General features: G+C 49.9%; 14 protein-coding genes. 7 read left to right on the plus strand and 7 right to left on the minus strand.

What is annotated here, in order from left to right; genetic code table 11:
- Nucleotides 1-15 precede the first annotated feature (15 nt).
- On the plus strand, nucleotides 16-750 hold the full coding sequence (locus QYC28_RS03060) for a 2-phosphosulfolactate phosphatase family protein (RefSeq protein WP_149818073.1): 735 nt from the start codon (nucleotides 16-18) through the stop codon (nucleotides 748-750).
- Here the strand turns inward: QYC28_RS03060 and QYC28_RS03065 are convergent.
- Complete coding sequence (locus QYC28_RS03065) at nucleotides 740-1,618, minus strand: 4-hydroxybenzoate solanesyltransferase (protein ID WP_286668923.1); 879 nt, start codon at nucleotides 1,616-1,618, stop codon at nucleotides 740-742. The two genes, QYC28_RS03060 and QYC28_RS03065, sit on opposite strands and share 11 nt — an antisense overlap.
- Nucleotides 1,619-1,774: 156 nt before the next feature.
- On the opposite strand from QYC28_RS03065, the gene corA reads away from it, so the two are divergent.
- The 3 genes from corA (at nucleotide 1,775) to QYC28_RS03080 (ending at nucleotide 5,165) form a co-directional block, all read left to right on the plus strand.
- Nucleotides 1,775-2,965 carry a magnesium/cobalt transporter CorA gene (gene corA / locus QYC28_RS03070; RefSeq protein WP_149818077.1) on the plus strand — a complete coding sequence of 397 codons (1,191 nt, stop codon included), beginning with the start codon at nucleotides 1,775-1,777 and terminating at the stop codon, nucleotides 2,963-2,965.
- A gap of 220 nt (nucleotides 2,966-3,185) precedes the next feature.
- Nucleotides 3,186-4,088: a Tic22 family protein gene (locus QYC28_RS03075; RefSeq protein ID WP_149818079.1), complete on the plus strand. Its 903-nt coding sequence runs from the start codon at nucleotides 3,186-3,188 to the stop codon at nucleotides 4,086-4,088.
- Nucleotides 4,089-4,097: 9 nt separating this feature from the next.
- Nucleotides 4,098-5,165 (plus strand): esterase-like activity of phytase family protein, encoded by a 1,068-nt coding sequence (locus QYC28_RS03080; RefSeq protein ID WP_302679825.1) that lies wholly within the window; start codon nucleotides 4,098-4,100, stop codon nucleotides 5,163-5,165.
- On the opposite strand, the gene QYC28_RS03085 is transcribed toward QYC28_RS03080, so the two are convergent.
- Nucleotides 5,162-6,229: a phosphotransacetylase family protein gene (locus QYC28_RS03085; RefSeq protein WP_149818082.1), complete on the minus strand. Its 1,068-nt coding sequence runs from the start codon at nucleotides 6,227-6,229 to the stop codon at nucleotides 5,162-5,164. The two genes, QYC28_RS03080 and QYC28_RS03085, sit on opposite strands and share 4 nt — an antisense overlap.
- A gap of 45 nt (nucleotides 6,230-6,274) precedes the next feature.
- Complete coding sequence (ebsA, locus tag QYC28_RS03090) at nucleotides 6,275-6,649, minus strand: type IV pilus biogenesis protein EbsA (protein ID WP_149818084.1); 375 nt, start codon at nucleotides 6,647-6,649, stop codon at nucleotides 6,275-6,277.
- Nucleotides 6,650-6,787: 138 nt separating this feature from the next.
- Here ebsA and QYC28_RS03095 point away from each other — a divergent pair, with 138 nt between their 5' ends.
- Nucleotides 6,788-7,120, plus strand: coding sequence for a DUF760 domain-containing protein (locus QYC28_RS03095; protein WP_011057859.1), 333 nt, complete (start codon nucleotides 6,788-6,790; stop codon nucleotides 7,118-7,120).
- Between the two features lie 33 nt (nucleotides 7,121-7,153).
- Nucleotides 7,154-7,582, plus strand: a complete 429-nt coding sequence (locus QYC28_RS03100) for a hypothetical protein (RefSeq protein WP_149818086.1) — start codon at nucleotides 7,154-7,156, stop codon at nucleotides 7,580-7,582.
- On the opposite strand, the gene QYC28_RS03105 is transcribed toward QYC28_RS03100, so the two are convergent.
- Entirely contained in the window at nucleotides 7,579-7,875 is a 297-nt protein-coding gene (locus QYC28_RS03105) for a TM2 domain-containing protein (RefSeq protein ID WP_225901511.1), read from the minus strand. The two genes, QYC28_RS03100 and QYC28_RS03105, sit on opposite strands and share 4 nt — an antisense overlap.
- Nucleotides 7,876-7,950: 75 nt before the next feature.
- On the opposite strand from QYC28_RS03105, the gene QYC28_RS03110 reads away from it, so the two are divergent.
- On the plus strand, nucleotides 7,951-9,234 hold the full coding sequence (locus tag QYC28_RS03110) for a glycosyltransferase (protein ID WP_302679826.1): 1,284 nt from the start codon (nucleotides 7,951-7,953) through the stop codon (nucleotides 9,232-9,234).
- Here the strand turns inward: QYC28_RS03110 and QYC28_RS03115 are convergent.
- The 3 genes from QYC28_RS03115 to QYC28_RS03125 are packed head-to-tail and all read right to left on the minus strand — an operon-like array spanning nucleotide 9,222 to nucleotide 13,012.
- The gene (locus QYC28_RS03115; RefSeq protein ID WP_255451702.1) at nucleotides 9,222-10,445 is read right to left on the minus strand and encodes a methionine gamma-lyase family protein; all 1,224 of its coding nucleotides are present in this window, start codon (nucleotides 10,443-10,445) and stop codon (nucleotides 9,222-9,224) included. The genes QYC28_RS03110 and QYC28_RS03115 overlap by 13 nt on opposite strands.
- A 57-nt stretch (nucleotides 10,446-10,502) precedes the next feature.
- Nucleotides 10,503-11,756: a BREX system ATP-binding domain-containing protein gene (locus QYC28_RS03120; RefSeq protein ID WP_149818092.1), complete on the minus strand. Its 1,254-nt coding sequence runs from the start codon at nucleotides 11,754-11,756 to the stop codon at nucleotides 10,503-10,505.
- A 41-nt stretch (nucleotides 11,757-11,797) separates the two neighbouring features.
- Entirely contained in the window at nucleotides 11,798-13,012 is a 1,215-nt protein-coding gene (locus QYC28_RS03125; protein ID WP_302679827.1) for a BREX system ATP-binding domain-containing protein, read from the minus strand.
- Nucleotides 13,013-13,026: the final 14 nt, after the last annotated feature.

Below are 13,026 nucleotides of genomic sequence, written 5' to 3' on the forward strand. Positions count from 1 at the left end.
GCTCCCCTTCCATTTATGAAAATCTATACCTACCACACACCAGAGCGTGTACCAGCCGACTGGCAACCCGACTGTGCCATTGCTGTTGATGTCCTGCGGGCAACCACTACGATCGCCACTGCCCTTGCCGCTGGCGCAGAAGCCGTTCAAGTCTTTAGTGATCTAGCAGAGCTAGAACAAGTGAGTCAGCAGTGGCCGGCAGCCAAGCGGATTCGCGTTGGTGAACGGGGTGGGAAAAAAGTTGCTGGCTTTGACATGGGCAACTCTCCTGCTGAATGCTTGCCAGAGCGGGTAAAAGGATGTCGCCTCTTTATGAGCACCACCAATGGCACCCGTTCCCTTGAGCGAATTCAAGCCAGTCCCCTCGTTCTTGCCGCCGCCCTTGTCAACCGTGCTGCCGTTGCCGAGTTTGTCCAAAAACATCAACCGGAAACCATCTGGATTGTTGGTTCGGGCTGGGAAGGTAGCTATTCCCTCGAAGATACCGTCTGTGCTGGGGCGCTGATTCATCACCTCTGGGGTCAGCAGGATGCCCCCCTCGAAGCCCTTGCGGGTAATGACGAAACTATTGCTGCCACTGCTTTGTACCGCTACTACCAAGATGATCTATTGACCCTCTTTCACCATTCCAGCCACGGGCAGCGCCTGCTCAACCTTGGCAATGAAGCCGATCTCAAATATTGTGCCCAAGTGGATATTCTGGCAATTGTGCCGTGGCAGGTTTCCCCCAAGCTTTTGACTAAGGCCTAGGGCACCACATCCCCACCCAGAGCAAAAAGCCCAACCAGACATTTTCATTGAAGTAACGACCATAGGTCTGAATGGGGAGCGTTGTGGTTTGGGTGTCACGGCGTTCGTGGGTATAAATTTGTAGAGATTGCCGCAGCCAAAAGTAGGTGGTCACGGCCAAGGCCAGCCAAAATCGCCAAGTGAGTCCCGCACTCCAGCCAACAATGATCAGGAACACCACCGTCAGCCCATAAAATAGCGCGATCGCCAAGGGCGCATAGGCACCGAAAAATAAGGCACTGGAATTTACCCCCAGTCGGCGATCGTCGGGGCGATCGGGCATGGCATACACCGTATCAAAGGCCAATGTCCACATCACCACTGCTGCCCACAACCACGCGGTGGTCAAGGTTAAGCGTCCCTGTACCGCTGCCCAAGGAATGAGGACAGCAAACCCCCAAGCCACTGCCAAAACGAGTTGCGGAATGGGAAAGACTCGCTTCGCCAAGGGATAGAGCAGAATCACCGGCACTGCGGCCACCGCCAGCCAATACCCCAAGGGAGTGAGGTAAAACGTCAATCCCCAAGCACAGAGGAAAGCAATCACCATCAAGCCCAAGGCCACACTGAGGGAAAGGCGGCGACTGGCTAGGGGGCGGTTTTGAGTCCGCTGCACATGGGGGTCAATATTGCGGTCCCAGCAGTCATTGACAATGCAGCCCGCCGCACTGGTGGCGATCGCCCCCACCGTGATAATCAGCAGCAACTGCAACGACGGCAAGCCTTCACTGGCCAAGGTTAACGACCACAGCGCCGGAATGAGGAGAATCAAACGACCCGCAGGCTTATGCCAGCGCAACAGTTGGGCAATGGCCACCCAAGTTGGCACTGAGGTTCTCGAAACTTGAGAATTCACCACACCGCTCCCACCGTGAATGCCACTACACTTAAAAATCTTAACTTTTCAGGCGATTTTGGAACGTTACCGCCCCATTTGCCCTAGGTTTCTAGTTAGCCCGTTTGCACTCTGTCGATTTCCCCCTTTATGGCCAGAAAACCCTTTCACTTTTTCCGTAGTGCCCCCCCGCCAGACCCCACACCCCCCGCCGAGGAAGAAGATAACTATCTCGAAGATTACTTCTTTGATGAACCCGGCGCCATGCCCGGTACCCTCAGTATTGAGGCCGATGCGCCACCACCGACCATCATTCTCATTGACTATCAGCCGGATCAGGCCAGCCGTCGCGTTTTAGAAACGCCGGAAGAATGTGGCCCCTACCTCAGCAGTCCCTCCGTCAGTTGGATAGATGTTCAAGGGATTGGCGATGAAGACGTGATGCGGCGACTCGGCCAAGTTTTTCACCTGCACCCCATTGTCCTTGAAGATATTGTCAATGTCCCCCAGCGCCCCAAAGTTGAGGATCATGACGATTACCTTGTGCTGATTACCCGCATGGTCACCCCCAAGGAAAATGAACACGGCTTTTACACTGAACAAGTGAGCTTTGTCTTGGGGCCGCATTTCTTGCTCACAGTACAAGAAGAACCCGAACGGGATTGTTTTGACATGGTTCGGCAGCGGATTCGCACCAGTCGCGGCATCATTCGTCGCTATGGCCCCGATTATTTAGCCTATGCCCTTTTGGATGCCATTATTGATGGCTTCTACCCGGTTCTAGAAGACTACGGCGAGCGCATTGAGGAATTAGAAGATGCCGTAGTTACCCGTCCTAGTCGCGCCATTCTCGAAGAAGTCCACCAAGTGCGCCGCGAATTACTGGCGCTGCGTCGGGCCATTTGGCCACAACGGGATGCCATCAATGCCATGATTCGCGATCCCAGCCCCCTTCTCTCCGAGGAAGTGCGCATCTACCTACGAGATTGCTATGACCATGCCATTCAAGTGCTAGATATGGTGGAAACCTACCGTGAACTAGCGGCCAGTTTGATGGATGTGTATCTTTCTTCCGTTGGCAATAAAATGAACGAAATTATGAAAATTCTGACGATCATTTCGACCATTTTCATACCGCTGACCTTTATTGTCGGTATCTATGGCATGAACTTTGATCCCGATACCTCCCCTTGGAATATGCCTGAACTGGAGTGGTATTGGGGCTATCCAGCCTGCTGGGCGGTCATGCTTACCGTGGCGGGCAGTTTATTTTTCTTTTTCTGGCGCAAGGGCTGGTTCCAAAGCAGCACCAGTATAGGCTCCCTAGATACTGAACGCTAGTTCCCCATCGACTTTAGAAACTTGCCCCTTGTCCCTTGCGTCAAATTGGCTTAGGGTGGGAAAGCAAAGGGAGTACTTCATATGTAAAAATACTCACTTGTTACGTGCATAAGTTTTGGTGTGAGTTAGGTACTACAGGGCGATCGCCCCTCTCTCCACACGTGAAGAATGGGATTGGGAGAGTTAACCGACTGCAATAAAGCATGAATTAGGAGACTGTATGAAAAGATTGGCACACTTGGGTGTTTTGGCAGGGTTAGTGAGTAGCCTGTGGCTAGCACCCGCCATCAGCCGCTATGACATTGCCACTGCCTTGCCCGAAGAACAAGTGCTGCGCATCCTCAACAATGTGCCCGTTTTTATGATCACCAATGATAAGGGGGAACCGCTGACCTTTGAGATGCCCAATCCCCAAGATCAAAGCAAGAAAATTCAAGTTTTTACCTTCTTTGTCAATCAGCAGGATGCCCAAACTGCCCTGAACACCATTAAAACCCAGCAGCCGGAGGTGGGTCGCGTGGCTCGGGTCTCGGCAGCCGCTCTCAGTGGGGCGGTGAAGATTGCCCTCGAAAGCCAAAAAAATCCTGCCATTGGTGTGGACATTATCCCCTCAAGGCCGCAACTGGAAGCAGCGGTGAATCTGCTCAAACAAAGTGGCGATCTAGTGGAACGCGATGGCAAAATTCTCACCAAGGATGGTAGGCCGTTCATGGGCGGTACCCCCCTCTTTTTCCTAGCAGATAGCAAAACAGGCAACCCCATCGCCGTAGAAGCACAACTGCGCGAAAACGGCCAGACCCGCACCCAGCGGTTTATTCCCTTTTACTTCGATAAAACCCAACTCCAACGGGAAGTGGATCAAGCCCGCCAGCAGCGTCCTGAACTGGCCAAGGATACCGGGATTCGCGTCGTCATGCTGGATAATTTGGTGGCAACCATGTTGAGCACCAACGATCCCGTGGCGGGTCAAATTCAACTGGTACAAACCCCTGAGGCGATTCAGTTTGCCGTGCAACAGAGCGGTGGCAATAATGCCCAGCGACCGAATCAAGCGAATCAACCCGCGTCTCCCCAGCGCCCAAATCAACAGGGGGGCGGTCAAGGCACAAACCGCAACCGCTAAGACACACCCATGCCTTGGCGACACCTGCTGACGGCAATTCTACTCCTTGGCTTCCTGTGGGGATGTGCCCTGCCTCAAGTGCGAGCAGAGGAGCGCCTGTTTCTGAATGTCGGGGTGGAATTTCGCGCTGAAGTGCAATTGCCCGTCGGCAGCCAGTGGCAGAATACCGAGGTGGGGGGGCTGTCGGGTTTGACCTACGATCCGCGTCAACAGCAGTTCTATGCCATTAGTGACGATCGCCAGCAACCTCGGTTTTACACCCTCGAAATCACTCCCGAAACCATTACCCCCAAGGACGTAACCTTTCTCCAGCAGCCTAATGGTGAGGTGTATCCGCCCAACACTGCCGACACTGAGGGGATTGCGCTGACGCCTGAGGGGCACCTTGTAATTAGCAGTGAAGGGGTAACGGCCACGGCTAGCCCCCCTTGGATCAAAGAGTTTGAGCGCGCGAATGGACGAACCATTGCAGCTCTCCCTATTCCCAAGTACTATCTCCCCAATGGTCAGCAGGGCATTCGCAATAATCTCGGTTTTGAGGCACTGACGCTTTCGCCGGCGGGCGATCGCCTGTTTGTCGGCGTTGAATCGGCCCTTGCCCAAGATGTCCGCCCCAATATCCCCATTTACTGCCGCCTGCTCCATTACCTGCGGGGGGATGTTGCCCCTGTGTTGCTGGCGGAGCATCTCTATCCCTTGGAACCCTCAGAGGCAGTGTTTAATGGCCTCGTGGAGCTACTTGCCCTTGACAATGGTGGCCATTTTCTGAGCTTGGAGCGCACCTATAGTCCGGGAGCAGGGCATGGCATTCAGCTCTTTGAAGTATCCCTAGCGGGGGCGACAGATACCCTTGGCATGGCCACGTTACCGGTTGATCTGCGCACTCTCCGCCCTGTGCAGAAACGGCTGATTTTGGATTTCAAGAGGCTGGGGATTCCCTTGACCAATTTGGAGGGGATGAGCTTGGGTCCCCCCTTGGCCGATGGGGCGCGATCGCTCTACATCATTGGCGACAATAACTTTGATGGCAAGACGCCGACCCAAGTCCTGATTTTTGCCTTAACCTTCCAGCGCTAGGCCTCAACGGTCAAGAGTCCCAGTTGTGCTAACAGGCGATCGCCCTCCACATGCTCCTGCATCATTTGTTCGACGCATTTGACTTTAGCGATTTCATGGAGGCGCACCTGACCAAAGGCACGATCCACAATTTCCACGGCTGTTAGGGTGTCTAAGTCCACTGAGAGGATAGGAATTTCCAACTCTTCAGCACGGGCAAGAATCGCCGGGGAAGGCGGCAAATGCCCCGTGAGGATCAGACAGTGGGTGGAGGTCTCCAAGGCCGCCCATTGAATATCGGTGCGATCGCCCCCGGTAATCACCGCCATATTGTTCGCTTTACGGAAATACTTCAAGGCAGCACTGACGTTCATTGCCCCAATGGTGAGTTCCTCCACTAGGAGATCCAAGCGATCCGGACGGCACAAAACTTCGGCATTTAACTGGCGTACCAATTCCTTGACACTGACACTGCGCAGCAACTGACTGCGGGGCAACATCCCAAAAACTGGAATTTGGTGTGCCTCGAGATATTGGCGAATAGCAGGCAAGGGTTGGGCTTCGGGTTGGGGAATATCGTTGATGATCACCCCCAATAGGCGATCGCCCAATTCCGACTTGGCGAGGAGGAGCGATTCCACCACCAAGGGGGACTCGTAGCGCACCACCAGTAAAATGGGTGCATCCAACACCGCTGCCATCTGAGCTAACCCCAAATCAAACAGCCGCCCCTCGGCTAATGTGGCTGGCCCTTCGAGGAGCACCAAGTCTTCACTGTTGATAGTGTGATAGGCTGCTAGGGCTTGGCGATAATCCTGCTGATCTGTGCCCATCAGCCGTGCCTTGATGGCTTCTGGCGTCAGCGTGAGCAATGTCGGTCGCACATTCTCTAGGTTGAGGGTTTGCTGTAAAAAACTGACATCGGCTTCGGTTTCTTCGCTGTCGGTAGCGGGTTGGTAGGTGCCCAAGGGCTTACCATAGGCAATGCGCAGATGGCGATCGCGACAGAGCTTGGCCAAGCCTAAAACCGTTGCAGACTTACCGCTATAGGGCACAATTGAACCAATCAATAAATGCTTTGCCACCGTTTAGTTACTCCTCCCGCAACCCCAACCCTAAACACGCTATCCTTAGTCAAGCCGTAACAGCTTACGATAAAATGCTTTGGAAAAATCGGCAATACGATGTTTTTTATAGTTAATAATTACATCAATGAGATGATCCACCAGTTCAAACGTGGTGATAGACATTTCGTACTGTAGATCAGGCGAGTTATCAAAGGTTACCGTACAGCGGGATAAATCCGCCGGCAAATTGGCGATCGTCCATGTGGCAACAAAATCAACATTGTTACCGCCTTCAATCCCCCGTTGTCCCTCCAACTTCCCCAGACGGTAGAGGGCGATACCCAAGGGCAGCAGCGGACGTTTCTCAGCACGCATATAGGGGGCAAAGATATTGACGTCCCGGGGGTTGGCAGGCTGAAGCTGATCGAGGGCGGTCATGCAAGAATCCTTGTGTATTCAGTCTCACCGAGTGCTGAGGTCTATTCTACAGGCAGAGCAGGTAGCACGGGAGTCTTCGCTCTAGTAGCGCATTTCGGTTTGGTAACATATAGTTAACATAACTAACGAGCACTGCCTATGGTTTTTGATCCCGGAAACGCTAATTTCTACCAGTCTTCTACGGATGATGGGCAGCCCAATCTGCTCCTGAAGTACCTGCAAAGCCAATCGCCAGAAGTTTTGACCCGTATTGCCCGTTCCGTCAGTCCAGAAATTCGCCAAATTATCAGCCAGAATGTCCAAGGTCTCGTGGGCGGCCTTCCCTCCGAGGATTTTAATGTCCAAATTGCCACTGATCGCGACAACCTTGCGGGGTTATTGGCCTCAGCCATGATGACGGGGTATTTTCTGCGCCAGATGGAACAGCGCATGGAACTGGAAATGAGCCTCGGCGATCTACCTATGCCCTAGGTTCTACCGACATACTTATTGTGAGTCTTGCTTGTGTCCGATCCTTGGCAACAGTTTAAGGCACTGCCTTGGCGATCGCTGGTGCCCACAGGTCTTCTTGTTGCCCTGCTTGCAGCGCTGTTTGATACGGGGCTTTACTATATTGCCGGTGCCGTTGCCTCTGTCCGCGAGGCGTTGATCATCCTACTTCAGCCTCCTTTGGGTCTCCTAGTCCGCCTTGGTCTGAGCATTGGCCTTGGAATGGTGGCAGTGATCTCTTTGGAGGTGTGGTTTAACCCAGCGCCGATCTATAGCGGCACCCTCTGGGCGTTATTTCTGTGTGTCCTAATGGCCAGTGTGTTCTTGAGCTTTTTTGGCGGCACCTTGGGACTGCGACCCCTATTTTTTCCACTCACAGAGGTGTTCCTGATTGGCACAGCCGTGGGGATTTTTTGGCAAGGTCGTCGCTACTGGCGGTATTAATTCGCTTCCTCAAGACGAGACGCGGGGAGCTTCGGAACGACGGCACTAATCTCAGGATTGAAGGTGGCATCAAAGGCATCGGCTCCCTGAAACAAATACCACACAGCCTCAATCACACAGGCAATGCGAGCAATGCTACCCAGAGAACCGTAGGGCACTGTCGAAAAGAGTAGCCCCAGCATGAGGTAAACGCCACCCCACAGGGGTTGGCGCAAATAAAACTTATGGAGCCCAGGGAGAAAGATGCCGGCCAAGGCTAAGAGGATGGCGATCGCGCGATTACGGTAGCCCATTATTGCTCACTGTGAATGACTCTAAATGCGATATTCAGTTAATCTTTAGCAAAACGCAACCTTGAGGAGTCTGGATTGCCACAACCACTATCTGTTGCTGTCTTTATTTGCCTAGAATGGCAACCCAACGCCGGGGGACATGTCAAATGTTGGGAACGTTTTGCGGAAGCTGCCAGCCACTACCCAGACCGCGTTGACTTGACCATTTACTTCCTTGGCGCCAAACAGCAAACCCTAGAGGTAGCAGCCAATGTTCGCTACCAATTGCTACCGCCCCAGTTCAGCACGCACTCACTGGAAATTATGCGCCAAGGGGCAGGCATGACCGATGTGGCTCCCTTTCACTGGGCATTGCGCCGTTATTTACCCCAACATCAGGTGTTTCACATTACGGATACTTTTAGCTTTGCCCAAACGGTGCGCCGCTTTTGTCGCCAGCAGCATCGTCCGCTGCTCAGTTCAATTCACACGGATTTGCCCTTATTGACCCGCACCTATTCGCGGGAAATTATTTGGCGCATGAGTGGCCGCAGTTGGGGGCGGGAGTTTTGGCGGTGGCTATGGCTGGAGAAATTACAAGTGGATCAGTGGTTTGGTTACCGAGCCGAACGGAAATTAGCGGGCTTTATGCGTGCTAGCGATCGCGTCTTGGTCTCGCGACAGCAGGATGCCGATTGGCTGCTCACGTTTTTGCCCCCTGAGCGGGTGGCGTGGTTTCAGCGGGGCATCGATCGCGATCGCTTTCATCTGCGATTTCGCAATCCCCAATGGCTACGGGAGGAGTATCACCTGCCAGAGGTGCCGATCGCGCTTTTTGTCGGTCGGGTAGATGCCAGTAAAAATGTGCTCCTGTTGGCGCAGGCAGCTCAAGTGTTAGCCAATCAAGGAAAGGCATTCCATGTGTTGATTGTTGGCGAAGGGGCACAGGCTACCCTTGTCAAAGACCTTTTGGGCGATCGCGTCACCCTCACAGGCAAGGTACCCCAAGAAAAATTAGGGGCAATTTATGCCAGCAGTGATCTATTCATCTTTCCCTCAGAGTCAGAAACAGGGCCCAATGTAGTGGTGGAAGCACGGGCGGCAGGATTACCCGTCGTCATTTCTGGTTTTGATGGCGGGCGCAAATATGTCCAAACCTCAGGGGAGGATGGGGTGGTGGTTTACAGTCGCGACCCCCAAGATTGGGCAGCCGCCATTACCCTGCTGTTAGACGATGCCCCCTATCGCCAGCGGATGGGAACACGGGCACACCAGATCACCCAAGCAATGTGCCCCACGTGGCAGGACGCCTTTGAGCAGAGCATTTTGTGCCAATGGGAAGCGGTTGCCCAAGCCTACGGCTGGCCTCAAAAAGCCTGATCCTCTAGGAGAGCCTCTAAAATCAAGGCCATATGGGTCCAGTGGGTTCCCCCCTGACAAAAGACAATATAGGGTGGACGCAAAGGGCCATCGGCAGACAGTTCCGACGTGCTGCCGTCAATAAACGTGCCCCCAGCCATCACTAGATCATCGGCATAGCCGGGCATGGGCGCAGGTACAGGATCAAGATAGGAACCCACCGGGGAGTAGCGTTGCAACGTGCGGCAAAAGGCAATCAGCTTTTCAGGACTGCCCAATTGGATCGCTTGAATGACATCGCGGCGGGGGGCAAGGGGGGCGGGGTTGACGGGATAACCCAATTGGTCAAAGACATAGGCCAAGAGATGGGCGCACTTGAGGGCTTCGCCGACCATTTGCGGTGCTAAGAACAGCCCTTGAAAGAGCAGACGATGTTGATCAAATGTGGCACCCCCTTCGTGGCCAATCCCCGGTGCCGTAAGGCGATAACTGGCTTGCTCAATGAGATCAGCGCGTCCTGCTAAGTAGCCCCCCGCGGTGGCGATCGTGCCGCCGGGATTTTTAATCAGAGAACCCGCAATCAAATCAGCGCCCACATGGGGCGGTTCTTGGGTCTCGACAAATTCGCCGTAGCAATTATCCACAAAACAAACCACATTGGGATTTTGCCCCTTGATCAGTTGGATCATTTTGCCAATGTCCTCAAGGCTGAGGCTTGGGCGCCATGTATAGCCACAGGAGCGTTGAATGAGCACCATGCGGGTTTGAGGTTGGACACAGGTGGCGATCGCCCCCCAATCGGGTTCACCCGTACTCAGGAGGGGAATCTCGCGATAGTGGATGCCAAAATCCTTGAGGGAACCTTGGCCGCGACCCCGCAGGCCAATCACCTCTTCTAGGGTGTCGTAGGGGGCACCCGCAAGGGAAATCAGTTCATCCCCAGGGCGGAGCACCCCAAATAGGGCGGTGGCGATCGCGTGGGTACCAGAAACAAATTGCACCCGCACCAAGGCCGCCTCAGCCCCCATCACCTGCGCAAAAACGCGATCAAGCACCTCACGCCCTAGGTCCCCATGACCATAGCCCGTCATGCTACTGAAGTGATGCACCCCCAGCCGCTGCTGACGAAAAGCTCCTAAAACCCGCCGCAAGTTTTCCTTGACGCGGCCATCAATTTCGTTAAACGTTGGGGCAAGTGCCCCTTGGGCAGTAGTTAAGAGTAGATTCGTCACGCGCAAAGAAGAAATCAGCTATTGATGTAAAAGAATATGCAAGGGAATCACGACTAACTATGAATCCTCACTGAAAAACTCATTATCTTCTAGATTAACATCCAAGCCATCAACCAGATCATCAAGTTTGGGTTTGAAATCAAAATTGTATAAAAAGTCAATATCTAGTGATTCAAGCAAAGCACGAATGTAGATTCTCAATGAGACGTAACCTAGAGATTCAATAAAACTAGGGATATCTAATTTAGGGATCCATTCATAGCATGAAGCATGAATATTAACCAAGAAGTGCATTATTTGCTCTAGCTGTCTTGATTCTACTGGAAGGAGCTTAGGACATTGATTTTCATCTAATGCCTGCTCAAAAAAGTTAATCATTTTTCTTTCATCAGTCTCATCAAACTTTTCTCTTGCTAAATTAGGTATTAAAGTCTTATCAAAGACTTTAATTTGAGATGAAGTCTCTTTCTTTAACTCAGTGTTGATCCAACGAGTTTGGAGGGGATCGGCTGCTGCACAAACGCAGTAGATAGGGAATAAATTGTCATTTGACCAGTTTAAAAGCCAATTTAAATTTCTGTAAGCATTCAACCTAGCCACCTTACCTAAACGTGCAATAAGCTCAACTTCGTCAATTAGGATAACCCAACCTTTATAACCACACCAAGTTAATACATCGGACATTAGCTCACAGTAAGCACGACTATGATTTGCAATCTTAAAAACAGGTAATTTTGGAAAATCTTGGCCTCTTTTTTTATGAACTCTTTTAATCTCAGATATTGGTAATCGGCATCCAATCAAATCACCATACAGCAACTCACTTTCTTCTTCATTAGCGTAAAAATAATTTTCAAGAACAATCAGTGGTAATTCATGGGTGTATCTATTTTGGGCATGAATATAAATATCATTTAAATCATCTGCTCTTTTAGTATTCAACTTATGCTGAATACCAAACAGTTTAGAATCTGGAGTTCTGATAGATGAGGCCAGCTTTGCATACAAACGCAACATATGCTGACCAGATAATTCACGACTAAGAGTAACTCTACTAACGGCAAAACCCATCTCCAGAGCTTTATATTCAATATTGGTTAATTCGTGAGTTTTTCCTTGACCGTAGCCACCCCATATAAATCTACCCTTTTGTTTATTACCTACAGCTAGCTGTTCTAAATCTCGAATAATTTTTGTTGTTAGATCAGGTCTTAAATCAGGAAGTTCACGTATTGAGACTCTGGTAGGAATACCAGCACGAAGGGACTCAATAATAGCAATTGCCGTTTTTCTATCTAAATTAGTAACCATATATCACTCAAAATCCTGTATCTCCATAAATCAGTTTTTATTCATAATTCACGCTTTTTTTGATCCTTTACTGCCTTTACTACTGCCTCTATTACCACTTGTTGAAGTTGAGAAAAGTTCTTTAGATAGTTGCTAGGAAAATCAAGTTGATCATCCCTTAATGAAGCTTGTTGTAAGAGGCTATAAGTTTTTTGATTAATCTCAGGAAGATACTTGCTTTGTAATTCCTTTAGATGTTTATTAATGTCAAGCAAATCAGAAAAAGAATTAAATCTATCGCATTCCTTGAATCCATTTTGTAAACGTATCCAAAGAGCATCATAAGAACGAAAACCACGCTCATGATTTGTAACAAGATCAGAGTTGCCAGCAAAAATGAATAAGCAATATTCTAATACTTCAGTATCATCAATAAGCTGTCGAATAATTTCATAAACATCCGAAATAGCATTTTTAGTATAACTATATCTGTGAGTTTCAGGATTTTTCTCAGTTAGAACTTCAAGATCATCCACACTAATAACTAAACCTTTATTACCTGCAAGTCTTATTAGTTGAACAAGAGAGTTAATCCAGTCTCGAGCATTAAACTTTCTAATTTCTTCAAAAAGAAGTAAGGACTTAAATTCTTTTTTTTCTTCTTTAGTAATGTCATTGGTTGCAGAAAGCCACTTCTTTGCTTTTTCTATAGCATCCTGCTGATTAGCAATCATCCTATTGTATACAACTTGATAAACAAATGACTGAAATGATGGGGTAAAATCATATTTTTTAATTATTTTGGAAATTGCTTTTTTGATTTCACTAGTTGCAATTTGCGTATTGGGATATTGATCTCTAATCCTAGGAATGAACACTTCTGAACCATCATATTGATCATCAATAGAAAATTCCTGAGAAACTGTGCAGCAAATTCCTCTTACAATAAGCTCCAAGTCAATTTTTTTAAGTATTGATTGATAGAAGTCAACTAAGTTGTTTGGCCGGAAGTTCTTAGCAGATAAATAAACAGTTACATAGCCAGATGACTTTGCATCAAGCATAATCGAACGAATCAAATGGGTTTTCCCTGTTCCTTTATCCCCAACTAAAATTTTGACTTTACTGCCACCATTTGCAATAAAATAATCAAGTTGATATTTCTTAAAAAAATCAAGCCATATTTCTCGACCAACGGTCATTTTTTGAAGCAACTCTTCAGATTCAGGTGGTTGTCCATTACTTAGTAATTCAATATCATTGCGATTAATATTCACCTTGCCAAAACTCC

It is taken from the genome of Thermosynechococcus sp. HY596 (genome assembly GCF_030518715.1).
Lineage (GTDB): Bacteria > Cyanobacteriota > Cyanobacteriia > Thermosynechococcales > Thermosynechococcaceae > Thermosynechococcus.

Excerpts from the sequence above, each read along its gene's own strand:
- QYC28_RS03105 (WP_225901511.1), bottom strand. The coding sequence starts at position 7,875 with ATGGGCTACCGTAATCGCGCGATCGCCATCCTCTTAGCCTTGGCCGGC.
- QYC28_RS03060 (WP_149818073.1), top strand. The coding sequence starts at position 16 with ATGAAAATCTATACCTACCACACACCAGAGCGTGTACCAGCCGACTGG.
- corA (WP_149818077.1), top strand. The coding sequence starts at position 1,775 with ATGGCCAGAAAACCCTTTCACTTTTTCCGTAGTGCCCCCCCGCCAGAC.
- QYC28_RS03120 (WP_149818092.1), bottom strand. The coding sequence starts at position 11,756 with ATGGTTACTAATTTAGATAGAAAAACGGCAATTGCTATTATTGAGTCC.
- QYC28_RS03080 (WP_302679825.1), top strand. The coding sequence starts at position 4,098 with ATGCCTTGGCGACACCTGCTGACGGCAATTCTACTCCTTGGCTTCCTG.
- ebsA (WP_149818084.1), bottom strand. The coding sequence starts at position 6,649 with ATGACCGCCCTCGATCAGCTTCAGCCTGCCAACCCCCGGGACGTCAAT.
- QYC28_RS03095 (WP_011057859.1), top strand. The coding sequence starts at position 6,788 with ATGGTTTTTGATCCCGGAAACGCTAATTTCTACCAGTCTTCTACGGAT.
- QYC28_RS03075 (WP_149818079.1), top strand. The coding sequence starts at position 3,186 with ATGAAAAGATTGGCACACTTGGGTGTTTTGGCAGGGTTAGTGAGTAGC.